Origin of the sequence: Pontibacter korlensis (assembly GCF_000973725.1) — a bacterium.
Taxonomy (GTDB): domain Bacteria; phylum Bacteroidota; class Bacteroidia; order Cytophagales; family Hymenobacteraceae; genus Pontibacter; species Pontibacter korlensis.
Genome location: NZ_CP009621.1, coordinates 5,223,170 through 5,236,099, shown reverse-complemented (window position 1 = coordinate 5,236,099; position 12,930 = coordinate 5,223,170). Strand labels below are relative to the sequence as shown.

At 51.0% G+C, this 12,930-nt stretch carries 6 protein-coding genes; 3 read left to right on the top strand and 3 right to left on the bottom strand.

Going from position 1 to position 12,930, the window contains the following annotated elements:
* Both PKOR_RS22415 and treZ read right to left on the bottom strand, forming a co-directional pair.
* A complete protein-coding gene (locus PKOR_RS22415) occupies positions 1-2,424 on the bottom strand; it encodes a DUF3536 domain-containing protein (RefSeq protein ID WP_046313630.1) in 2,424 nt (807 codons plus the stop codon).
* 3 nt (positions 2,425-2,427) lie between these two features.
* Positions 2,428-4,266 (bottom strand): malto-oligosyltrehalose trehalohydrolase, encoded by a 1,839-nt coding sequence (gene treZ, locus PKOR_RS22410; protein ID WP_046313628.1) that lies wholly within the window; start codon positions 4,264-4,266, stop codon positions 2,428-2,430.
* A 216-nt stretch (positions 4,267-4,482) separates the two neighbouring features.
* On the opposite strand from treZ, the gene PKOR_RS22405 reads away from it, so the two are divergent.
* The 3 genes from PKOR_RS22405 to glgB are packed head-to-tail and all read left to right on the top strand — an operon-like array spanning position 4,483 to position 12,205.
* Positions 4,483-6,504, top strand: coding sequence for an alpha-1,4-glucan--maltose-1-phosphate maltosyltransferase (locus PKOR_RS22405; RefSeq protein ID WP_046313626.1), 2,022 nt, complete (start codon positions 4,483-4,485; stop codon positions 6,502-6,504).
* Positions 6,505-6,528: 24 nt separating this feature from the next.
* Entirely contained in the window at positions 6,529-9,864 is a 3,336-nt protein-coding gene (gene treS, locus PKOR_RS22400; protein ID WP_046313624.1) for a maltose alpha-D-glucosyltransferase, read from the top strand.
* Positions 9,857-12,205 (top strand): 1,4-alpha-glucan branching protein GlgB, encoded by a 2,349-nt coding sequence (glgB, locus tag PKOR_RS22395; protein WP_071843180.1) that lies wholly within the window; start codon positions 9,857-9,859, stop codon positions 12,203-12,205. Before treS ends, glgB begins: the two co-directional genes overlap by 8 nt.
* Positions 12,206-12,312: 107 nt before the next feature.
* Here the strand turns inward: glgB and PKOR_RS22390 are convergent, their stop codons facing one another.
* Positions 12,313-12,912, bottom strand: a complete 600-nt coding sequence (locus PKOR_RS22390) for a DUF2179 domain-containing protein (protein ID WP_052739034.1) — start codon at positions 12,910-12,912, stop codon at positions 12,313-12,315.
* Positions 12,913-12,930 lie beyond the last annotated feature (18 nt).

The following is a 12,930-nucleotide window of genomic DNA, read 5'->3' as shown; positions in this document are numbered from 1 at the left end:
TTAAATTTTCAGGTTGAGGTTCTGGTAAAGCTTCTCGAACTTTTGGCACCAGTTCATGGCTTCTTTGTTGCCTTGCTGGCTGCGCTTTTTCATATCTTTATACTCATGCTGTTGCATTCTGAAGGCAATGTTCTGGGCCTGCCAATAGTCTGTTGCAAGCTTGGAGCCGGTAACTACCTCCAATAGCGCTATCATCAGGTCTATGGTGGCGATGTCCTGTGGGTGCTCTTGAATCTTCTTCATCAGCAGGTCTACACGCTGCGACAGGGCAAACTCCAGTGTCTCATAATCCAGGGTAACGTGCATGCGTTTTACCTCCTCCAGGGATCGCCTTATTTCCTGCGGGTCCGGCTCTTCTGATTCGAACTCAGTCTGCAGTCGGGTATTCACAATATGGTCTACTGTGGTTTGTAGTGGACGAGGCATCTGCATGCCTATGGTCTGAATGGCCGCTATGAGCGCATAGTTATTGTCGTACAGCTGCTGGAAATCTTTTTCGAGATTCTCCATGGTCTGTGCGAGAACCTGGTTAAGTATCTTTTTCTGATCGTCTTTAAACAGGTGCCAGAAAGAGTAGTTGTGCGACTCAAAGTGCTTGTCTAATAGCATGATCACTTCGCTCACGTAGCCGCGCTCGAAAGCCGTTTTTAGCTCCTGGTGTAGCCTGTTGTAATCCTGAAGGGTCATGAACTTCCGCACGCCGCCAAACAGCTGGTGGTCGCCGAGGTGCAGCACGCTGTAGGTAATTGTTATCTCCTCCCAGGTGACTTTGCTCTTTATTGTGGCGCGTCCTATTGCCAACTTCTGGCGGCCAGCTTGTATATAGTCATAATCTTCGGAAGAGGCCGTGTAGCAGTACAGGTCCAGCTCTTCCGGAAAGTTCTGGAAGAGGGAGGATACAGCATAGTGAGCTCCCACACGCAGCAGGTCGATCATGGTAGGCTTCACAGTCTTGATATAAGAGGCACCGGCGTCTTCACGGTCTTTGTGGTTACTCTTGGCTTGGCTCAAGCGCTGTATAAACTCAGGCCCCAGGTCCCCGCCACTCAAGTCCCGGGCAAGCTGCAGGGCACGTGCGGCGTAAAGTACGTCCTGAACTGTTTCGATGCCGGTGACTTCATCAAAGAACCAACCGCAGCTAGTATAAAGGAGCAGGGTATGGTACTGCATTTCCATCAGTTTCAGAAAGCGCACCTGCTCCTCTGTAGTAAGTTGTCTTGTTGTATGGTTCTTGATAAACGACGCGACATTGGCCTCAGATCGATCCATAATCACCTGGATGTAGTCATTCCTGGTGGTCCATGGGTCTGCTCCAAGGCTTCTGATTTCCTGCTCATACAGGGGGACAAGTTTATCTCTAAGCCAATCGAAAGACTCCCGGATGGGTTTTCGCCACTCCTGGTTCCAGCTAGGGTGGCCTCCAGTGTTACAGCCGCAGTTACTACGCCAGCGCTCTACGCCATGGGCACAACTCCAGGAACTTGCCTCAATGATCTGTGCCTCATAATGAGGCGGAAACTTTGAGAGGTATTCGCCATATACCGTGACCTGCGCCATCTTTTCTTCCTCGATGTGGTGCAAGGCATAAGAAAGCGCCATCTCGCCGAAGCGGTGATGGTGGCCGTAGGTTTCACCGTCGGTGGCAATGTGCATGAGTTGTGGCTCCCTTGAGTGGGCGTCAAAAGTGCCGCCTAGCCGATGGGCAAAATCCTCCCCATGTTCCAGCAAGCCCTCAAAGGCAATCCCCTGCGATACCGGGGCATCGTAAAAGAACAGCACGATCTCGCGGCCTGAAGGCAGCTTGCAGAGGTAAGGGCGACGCGGGTTGATATTGGCTCCTTCCGCTTTTACCCATTCTCTTTCTCCTATCTTGCGGAAGGCCTTTGCCTGGTAAGGCGAAAGGATGGTAAACTTAATGCCGTGCTCCGCCAGTACTTCCAGAGTAGGTGTATCGGCAGCTGTTTCGGCTAGCCACATGCCTTCCGGGTTGCGCCCGAAGCGCTTCTTAAAATCATAGATACCCCAAATTACCTGCGTATGCTTATCGCGCTCGTTGGCCAGCGGCATGATGATATGATTGTACACCTGCGCAAGCGCTGAACCGTGGCCGGAAAAGCGTTTTATACTTTCCTTGTCGGCATCCAGTATAGCCTGGTAGGTTTCGGGATCGTGTTTTTGCATCCACTCCAGCAGGGTAGGGCCGAAGTTAAAGCTCATGTAACTGTAGTTGTTGATGATATCTACAATGTTACCGTTACCATTCAGGATGCGCGAAGCAGAATTACGGGCATAGCATTCATCTGAAATACGCTCGTTCCAGTCGTGATAAGGTGCAGCAGATTCCTGCAGCTCCACCTCGTTTAACCAGGGGTTTTCGCGAGGTGGCTGGTAGAAATGGCCGTGTATACAGATGTAGCGTTGCATATTTTATTTTACTTTCTGCAATACCAGCATTGCTTCAGGCTGGACTGTAATGGTAGAGGTGATGTTTGCCGATTCTTTTTCAGCTTTTCCACCCCATGCTGACTCGGCAGAGTTAATTATCGCTCGCCAGCTTTGTCCCTGGCTGCTATCTAAGGTTACTTCCCGCTCTTCCTGGCTTAGGTTAAACAGGCAGTGGAGGCTAGGCTCAGCTCCAACGTGTACAAGGTGCAGCACCATTTGCTCGGCATCCATTTGTACATGCATGTGGGGCTTGTCCGGCTTGGCCAGGGCAGGGGCTGTTTTGCGTAGGTTAATTAACTCTTTATAGAAGTTTCGCAGCTGGTTTTGCTGTTCGTTCTGCGTGTAACCGTGCGTTAGTTTAGATCTGTTGAAAGTCTCTTCGCTCTGTGGGTCAGGAAACTCTCCCTTATGGGCGAAGTACTTGAACTCTTCTTTTCTGCCTTTACGTACAGCCTCCACCAGCTCTTCGTCGGTGTGGCTCACAAAGTATAGGAATGGGTTTTTCTCACCGTACTCTTCTCCCATAAACAACATAGGTGTGTAAGGCGAAAGCAGTATCAGCCCGGCCACTGTTTTAAGCATCTCAAAAGATACCAGCTCTGTAAGGCGCTCACCCAACATGCGGTTACCTACCTGGTCGTGGTTCTGAGAGCAAACAACAAACTGCTTAGCGGGTACATCGGTAGCATCGCTGCCAATGGTGCGTTTCCTGTGCTCAGAGTACAGGCCGTTGTATACAAAAGTGTGTTGCAGTGCTTTCTGGAGGTGTTCAGGTTTGCCAAAGTCCTCGTAGTAGCCTTCCAGCTCGCCAGTTACTAATGTATGGATGGCGTGGTGATAATCGTCAAACCACTGTGCATCCAGTCCATAGCCACCTTTCTCTGTTGGGTTAAGCAGGCGTACGTCGCTCTGGTCGCTTTCTGCTATAAGTATAAACTCTCTGCCAAGCTGTTTGCCCAGGAGCGAAGTTTGCTCTTTCAACTCCTGTAAGAAATGTCTGGCACCTGTATCATAGATAGCATGTACGGCATCGAGGCGGAGCGCATCTATGTGGAAGTCCCGCAGCCACATGAGCGCATTCTGTATAAAGAAATTGCGCACGTGGTCGGAGTGTGCATCATCAAAGTTCAGTGCATTGCCCCAGGGCGTGTTGTACTTGTCTGTAAAGTATGGGCCAAAATCGTTCAGGTAGTTTCCTTCCGGGCCCATGTGGTTATACACCACATCCAGCACCACCGCAATTCCGGCTTCGTGGCAGGCATTTACAAGTTTCTTTAGGCCCTCTGGCCCTCCGTAACTGTTTTGGGTGGCAAAAGGGTAAACCCCGTCATAGCCCCAGTTGCGGCTTCCGGCAAACTGAGCCACAGGCATTATCTCGATCGCGTTTACACCTAGGTCCTGCAGTTCTGTTAGTTTGCTGATAACTCCTTCAAAAGTGCCTTCCTCTGAAAAAGTGCCTACGTGCAGCTCATAAATAATGTACTGCTCCAGTGGCAAGCCCTTCCAGTTCCTGTCTGTCCAGTTAAAGGAGGTATGGTCAATAACTTCGGATGCCTCGTGTACTGTTGTTGGCTGAAACTGGGAGGCCGGATCTGGTCGCTCGGTTTCATCGTCCAATGTAAAAGTGTAGCGTGTGCCTGGTGTGGCAAACTCGCTCAGGCCGGTCCAGTAGCCCATGGCCTCTCGTTGCAATGGTACTTGTATTGGTTCAGGTTTGTGCAAAAGCACTTCTACTTTTTCGGCATTAGGTGCCCAAACTGTAAAAACTGTGCCTTGTTTATCTGGTGAAAAATGTGCTCCTATCTCTCTTAATATTGCCATAATAGTAATGGATTTTCTCAGCACGTTTTAACTGACTTTGTGAGCTTTAGGTTGTGCATTTTTTATTCGGAATTAGTACAGCTATTGATATTTTTTTTGCACATTCACTCTACTGCCGGGACAGCTGACGAGGGTTGCGCATCTACTTAGAATATTCACCGAAACATATTTACCCCAGATAAGTACGTACAACGGTTAAAGCAGAAGTATATCTTAATGGAACAGCTCGAAGGAACAAAACGAATTGTTATTGAAAATGTAAAGCCCGAGATCAATTGTGGCAGATTCCCAGCTAAGCGTGTGGTGGGAGAGGAGCTGGTAGTAACCGCTGATGTTTTTGCCGACGGGCATGACGAGGTTAAAGCCAGACTACTTTACCGGCACAGCCGCAGAAAGAACTGGGAGGCGGTGCCAATGCAATTCTTAGGCAACGACCGCTGGCAGGCAGCGTTCACGCCGGATGCTATGGGCCGCTATGAATACACCATCGAAGGTTGGGTAGATCACTTTTACACCTGGCAGAAAGGGCTCAAGAAAAAGTTTGAGGCAAACCAGGATGTAACCGTGGAGCTGCAAATAGGAGCCCAGTTGCTGGACGCCGCTGCCGAGAATGCCAAGCCAGGGCAGCAGAAGCGCCTTCGCAAATGGGCAGAGCAGCTGCGTAACAGTCACTCACATGCTGAAGATGTGTCTTTTGCCACAGGCCACGATGTAAGCGACCTGATGGATGCCTGCTGCGATAAGCAGAATGTAACCACTTACGACAAGGTATTGCAGCTGGACGTAGAGCGTAAGAAAGCTTTGTTCAGTGCATGGTACGAATTCTTCCCTAGGTCTGCTGCTCACGAGGCAGGGCGCCATGGCACCTTTCAGGACTGTATTCGCCTGTTGCCGCGCATTGCCGAGATGGGCTTCGATACAATCTACCTGCCACCAATCCACCCGATTGGCCGTGCTTTCCGAAAGGGTAAGAACAACTCTGTAACTTCAGAACCTGGCGAGCCGGGTTCACCATGGGCAATTGGTGCTGCCGAAGGTGGCCACGATGCTATCCTGCCTGAACTAGGCACACTTGATGATTTCCGGACATTTGTGCATCAGGCACGAGAGCACGGTATAGAGGTGGCTCTGGACTTTGCCATTCAGTGTTCTCCGGATCATCCGTATGTAAAAGAGCACCCGCAGTGGTTTAAGTGGCGCCCGGATGGTACCGTGCAGTATGCCGAAAACCCGCCTAAAAAGTACCAGGATGTGCTGCCTGTTAACTTCGAAACGGAGGACTGGCCAAACCTTTGGCGTGAGCTCCGTCGCGTGCTGTTCCACTGGATAGAGCAGGGAGTGTTTGTGTTCAGGGTAGACAATCCGCACACCAAGGCTTTCAGCTTCTGGGAGTGGGTAATAGCGGAGGTGCACAAAGAGTATCCGCAGGTAATTTTCCTGAGCGAGGCCTTTACCCGCCCGCGCGTGATGGAGCGCCTGGCGAAGATTGGCTTTACGCAGTCCTATACTTACTACACCTGGAGAAACTCAGTAGAGGAAATCAAAGAGTACATGCAGCAGCTTACCCAGTCTGAACTGCGCGAGTACTTCCGCCCGAACTTCTGGCCTAACACACCTGATATACTTCCTTATGCCCTGCAGGAGGGTGGAGAGCCTACACACATTACCCGTGTGGTAATGGCTGCTACGCTGTCTTCTAACTATGGCCTCTACGGCCCGGTGTATGAGTTTGGCATTAACCAGGCTGTACCAGGAAAAGAGGAGTACTATGACTCTGAGAAGTATGAGGTTAAGCATTGGGACTGGGGCAAGCTCACTAAGATCCGAGAGGTAATCACACTCATCAACAAGATCAGAAAAGTAAACCCTGCCCTGCAAACCACCTGGAACATTGAGTTTGGTGACTGTGAGAACCAAGCCATACTATGCTACGCCAAGTGGAGCAGCGACTTTAGAAATAAAATTTTCGTAGTAGTAAACCTTGACCCGCACCACACACAAAGTGGCTGGGTAAAAGTGCCGCTCTGGAGGCTGAAAATGGACAGTGACCAACAGTACCTGGTGCACGACCTGCTAACAGAGCGTAAGTATACCTGGACAGGCGAGTTTAATTACGTGGAGCTGCGTCCGCATGAGATGCCGGTGCATGTTTTCCGTATAGGAGAGGCAAACCCAGGTATGGGGCATGATAACCTCGATGATAATTGGCTACCGAATGACCACCACACCAACCATTAAGAAAGAACCCTTTTGACCACAACTATGGCAGACGAAAAATTCGAGTTTGACGACAACATCCATTGGTACAAAGACGCCATTATTTATGAGCTGCACATAAAAGCTTTTAAGGATGGTAACGGCGACGGCATCGGCGACTTTAAAGGCCTGATGCAAAAGCTTGATTACCTCGAAGACTTAGGAGTAACGGCCATTTGGCTGCTGCCCTTTTACCCATCGCCTCTCCGCGACGACGGCTACGATATTGCCGACTACTTTAGCATTAACCCGAGCTACGGCAACATGCAGGACTTTAAAGCTTTTGTGCGGGAGGCACACAAGCGTGGTCTTAAGGTTATCACTGAGTTGGTTATCAACCACACTTCCGACCAGCACCCGTGGTTCCAGCGGGCACGTCGGGCCAAGAAGGGTTCTAAGTACAGAGACTGGTATGTATGGAGCGACGACCCAAGCAAGTATAAAGATGTTCGTATCATCTTTACCGACTACGAGCCAAGTAACTGGAGCTGGGACCCTGTAGCGGAGCAATACTACTGGCACCGTTTCTTTTCGCACCAGCCAGACCTGAACTACGACAACCCTGCCGTGCAAAAGGAGGTTTTTAAAACGCTTGATTACTGGTTCGATCTGGGCGTAGATGGCTTCCGTTTGGATGCCGTGCCATACCTGTTCGAACGTGAGGGTACTAATGGTGAGAACCTGCCTGAGACACACGATTTCCTGAAAAAGCTTCGCGCGCACGTGGACCAGAAGTATACAGGTAAGCTACTGCTGGCTGAAGCGAACATGTGGCCGGAGGATTCTGCCTCTTACTTTGGCAACGGGGACGAGTGCCACATGAACTATCATTTCCCTATCATGCCGCGCCTGTTCATGTCGCTCAAGATGGAGGACCGTTATCCGATCATCGACATCTTTAACCAGACGCCAGCCATACCAGAGAGTTGCCAGTGGGCTATGTTCCTGCGTAACCACGATGAGCTGACGCTGGAGATGGTGACCGACGAGGAGCGCGACTACATGTATAAAGTATACACGAAGGATCCGCAGGCTCGCATTAACCTGGGTATACGCCACCGCCTGGCCCCACTGTTGGGCAACGACCGCGCTAAGATCGAGCTGATGAACATTCTGCTGTTCTCGATGCGAGGTACGCCGGTGGTATACTATGGCGATGAGATTGGCATGGGCGACAACTACTACCTGGGCGACCGCGATGGTGTGCGTACACCGATGCAGTGGAACGATAACCGTAATGCAGGCTTCTCAGATGCAAACCCTCAGAAGCTGTACCTGCCAGTTATCATCGACCCAGAGTATAAGTATGAGTCGGTGAATGTGGACACGCAGAACCATAATGCCAACTCGCTGCTCTGGTGGATGCGCCGCACTATTAACATGCGCAAGCGTTACAAAGCCTTTGGCCGCGGAAGTATAAAGTTCCTGAACCCAAGCAACTCCAAAGTACTGGCTTTTGTGCGGGAGTATGAGGACGAGACTATCCTGGTAATCGCCAACCTGTCGCGCTTCCCTGAGGCTGTGGAGCTGGACCTGCGCGACTACAAAGGTCATGTTCCGGTGGAGGTATTCAGCAAGAACAAGTTCCCGGGTGTCAAGGATGAGTCATATTTGTTTACGATAGGCGGCCACGGGTACTACTGGCTGGAGCTTCGTCCGCAGGAGGCAAACAAGGATTCCGGTCAGGATCAGTCTAAGCCTGCCGTTCAGATGAGCAGCCTAAAGCAGCCACTGGATGCACGCACGCTGCGCGAGCTGGAAAGCCATGTGCTGCCACAGTACATCTGGCAGCGCCGCTGGTTTGGAGGTAAAGCACGTACCATGCAGCGCATGCAAGTTATCCAGAACATGCCGATGCCGCTAAGCAAAGGTGGAGCAGCAATGCTGTTTGTAGAGGTTAGCTACAACGAAGGTCTGCCAGAGCTGTACCAACTACCGGTTGCCTTTGCATCAGGAGAGCAGGAGCAGGATCTACGTAACTCTAGCGCTAATGCCGTTATAGCGCGTGTAAGTATAGACGGCAAGGAAGGTATCTTGTACGATGCCCTCTACAGCGACGACTTCCGTCAGCTGCTGCTGCAGCTAATGGCCAGGCGCAAAAGAATACGCCATAACGATGCAGAGCTGATCGGACTGAGCGATAGAAATGTGGCTGTTGAACTGCGTAACGTCGAGGGACCGGTAACATCCAAAATACTCGCCGCAGAGCAAAGTAATACTTCCATTATCTATAACAACACCTTCTTTATGAAGGTATACCGTAAGCTGGACCGCACCATGAACCCTGATGTGGAGGTGGTGCGGATGCTAACCGAGCACGTAGGCTTTGCGCATGTGCCACGTTACCTGGGATCGTTAGAACAGCATGAGGATAAGAAGCAGCCTATGGTGCTGATGATGCTGCAGGAACTGGTGCCAAACCAGGGCGATGCCTGGAGCTATATCGGAGATTCCCTGAAACGCCTGTATGAGCGCCTGCAAACCCAGACCGAGCGTACAAAACTAGGTCAGGTAGCTGGTACACTGTCCCGTCCGCTGTCTTTCTCTGAGATTCCGGAGGAGGTGCAGCTACAGATTGGCGGTGCTCATGTAGAACGTGTGGAACTACTCGGCCAGCGTACAGCAGAGATGCACCTGGCGCTGGGCTCCATCACCGATGACAAAGACTTTGTACCGGATAACTTCTCGCTGCACTATCAGCGGTCGTTATACTCTTCGCTCACTTCCCTGGTACGCAGCAACTTCGACAGCTTGCAGAAGCACCTGCCAAACCTGCCGGAGCATGTAAGAGGTGAGGCAGAGGAAGTGCTACAGATGCGTGAGGAGATTCTGGAGCGTCTGAAAATGATATTTGCCCACAAAATCGATACTCAGAAGATCCGTACCCACGGTGACTATCACCTGGGGCAGGTGCTGTTTACAGGCAAAGACTTCTACATCATCGACTTTGAGGGTGAGCCAGCACGTTCCTTCAGCGAACGCCGCCTGAAGCGCTCAGCCCTGCGTGATGTGGCGGGTATGATCCGCTCCTTCCATTATGCAGCCTATAATGCCCTGTTCCAGGAAGAAGGTTTGCGTAAGGAGGACTTAGATTACCTGGAGGCTTGGGCTGAACAGTGGTACCACTATGCGAGTGGCTTCTACATGCACAGCTACCTTGCTAAAACCATGGGTACTGGTATTGTGCCGGCTAAGGAGGAGGACTTTGAGATACTCATCCATACCTTCTTACTGGAGAAAGCGATCTATGAGCTGGGCTATGAATTGAATAACCGTCCGGATTGGGTGCTCATCCCTATCAGAGGCATCAAATACATCATGAAAAAGTATAAGAATGGCTAAGAGAAAAGAAAGCACAACCCCCGAGACCACCGATACAGAAAAGGCAACCAAAGCAACAACCTCTAAAGCTGGCACTACGCGCAAGAAAAAGCCTATGGCAGCCGAGGAGGCAGAGGCGGAGGCAACTGCGAAGCCTTCGGCTAAGCGGGGCCGTAAGAAAGCCTCTGATGTGCCATTGGATGAATCGGGTGTGCCAGTTGCAGGTGTAGCTGAAGATACTGGCAAAACCGCTACTGCCAAGAGACGCGGAAGGCCTAAGAAAGGAACAGAGGAAGATGTGCCTGTTGAAGTGGCAGCGAAGGATGGCGTAATAGAGGCTGTAAAGATGAATGTGCACGGCACCGGTAGTAAAACAGCAGCCACCAAGGTTGTAGAGACTGGTGATGTTATCGTGCCTGCAGATCAGCCGCAAGATATGTCTGTTTGGTATGCCAGTCTCTTCACAGATTTCGATATCTACCTCTTTAAAGAGGGCAGACACTATAACCTATACTTAAAGCTTGGCTCCCACCCGATGGAAGTGAGTGGCAGGCAGGGTACATACTTTGCTGTTTGGGCTCCTAATGCCGATCAGGTATCGGTAATGGGTGAGTTCAACGGCTGGAGCCGTGACAGCCACCAGTTGCACGTGCGCCTGGATGGCTCCGGCATATGGGAAGGCTTTATACCGGATGTGGAAATTGGCGTGATGTACAAGTACCACATCAAGTCTAAATACCACCTGTACCATGTCGAGAAGAGTGACCCGTTTGCCTTCCGCCGTGAGGTGCCGCCGCAAACAGCCTCTATTGTGAGCAAGCTGGAGTACCAGTGGAACGACCAGGCCTGGATTGATGAGCGTAAGAACAAAGCCGGACAGCCACAGCCTTACAGTGTGTATGAGCTGCACCTGGGCTCCTGGCGCCGCAAGCCGGAGGAAGATAACCGCCCGCTTACGTACCGCGAGCTGGCAGATGAGCTTCCACGCTATGTTAAGGATCTGGGCTTTACCCACGTGGAACTGATGCCGGTAATGCACCACCCGTTCAGTGGCTCCTGGGGCTACCAGATTACCGGATACTTTGCCGCACACAGCCTGTTGGGCGAACCAGAGGACCTGATGTACCTGATCGATGTGCTGCACCAACATGGTATCGGCGTAATCATGGACTGGGTGCCTTCGCACTTCCCGTCTGATGAGCATGGCCTTGCCTACTTCGATGGTACACACTTGTTTGAGCATGCCGATCCGCGCAAAGGCTTCCACCCAGACTGGAACAGCTATATCTTTAACTATGGCCGTAGCGAAGTTAGGTCATTCCTGATCAGTAATGCGTTGTTTTGGCTGGATAAATACCATGTAGACGGACTGCGTGTGGATGCAGTGGCTTCCATGCTGTACCTGGACTACAGCCGCAAAGAGGGGGAGTGGATACCTAATGAGCATGGCGGGCGGGAGAACCTGGAGGCCATCTCTTTCCTGAAAGAGTTTAACCATGCCGTGCATAACAACTTCCCGGAGGTGCTCACTATCGCGGAGGAGTCCACCGCATGGCCGGCAGTTACTGGTCCTGTAGAAAACGGCGGCCTGGGCTTCAATATGAAGTGGATGATGGGCTGGATGCACGATACGCTGCACTACTTCTCTACAGATCCTATCTACCGTCGCTACCATCAGGGAGAGATTACGTTTAGCCTTGTTTATGCCTTCTCCGAAAGGTTTATGTTGCCGCTTTCACACGATGAGGTAGTGCATGGCAAAGGATCTCTGCTGAATAAAATGCCAGGCGATGATTGGCAGCGTTTTGCTAACCTGCGCACGCTCTATGCCTATATGTATGCTCACCCTGGAGCCAAGCTCCTGTTCATGGGGGCTGATATAGCACAGGGTTCTGAATGGAACCACGACAGCAGCTTGGATTGGCACTTGCTGCAGTATGGCCCTCACCATGGAATCCAGGAACTGCTGCGTGAGCTGAATGCTATTTACAAGGCCGAGCCAGCCATGTATGCACACAGCTTCAGCCCGGAGGGTTTCCAGTGGGTGGACATAAACGATGCTCACAATTCTGTAATCAGCTTCCTGCGCAAAGGAAACAACCCAGGAGATGAGATACTGGTAGTTTGTAACCTTACACCGGCCTTGCATGAGCATTACCGCATGGGTGTGCCACATGCAGGCGAATGGGTTCAGGTATTCAACTCAGACGATAGCCGTTATGGAGGCAGCAATGTGCATAACCTGGAGCCGATCCCGAGCATGCCGGAGCCATTCCATGGGCAGGAACATTCTGTTACTCTGAAATTACCGCCAATGGCTGTAACATACTTCAAGCTATCTTCTAGACAGAATCAAGCTTAACCTGGAGTAAGTATAAAACAGAAGCCGCCACCGCAAAGATTATTAGCGGTGGCGGCTTCTGTTTTATATAAATATCCCAAGGAGTTACATTAGCAATTGTCTTGCTGCTATTTGCCTTTACGTAGGGGAAACAGCTTGCGAACATCTGCCCCTCTCTCTGTTTCTGCCTGTGCAAGACCAATCTCTGATACAGAACGCACGTCCTCAACAGAATAGAATGCCTGTGGGTTGTAATCGTGGATGATATTGAGCAAGTGCTGCAGCTTTTTGCGCTTTACAATAAGGAAGAGTAGGTTTACCTTCCCACGCGTACCTCGTGCATCAATACATGTGAGGCGGTAACCGTGGCCCTTCAGGCGATCAATCAGTTTATCAGCCGGCTCTACAGTGATAACCCGCACTACCATCTGGCCTAAGGCAAGCTTCTGCTCTACGCGTAGCCCCAGAAAGTTACCCATGGCAAAGCCACCTGCCCATGCCAGGTAGGAGGCTACATTGCTCAGGTTCTCCATCACCTGTGTGATGGCAATTAGCCAGATCAACACCTCCAGAAAGCCAAGTATGGGAGCCACCACTTTATCGCCTTTAGAAACAAAGACGATGCGTAAGGTGCCGAGTGTAACATCGCATATGCGAGCAAAAAAGATAAGGGCAGGTATAATAACCCAGTCTACCAGCATCGGGTCAATGCCGTCGAAGAAATTCATAAGCTATACTTTGGTTGG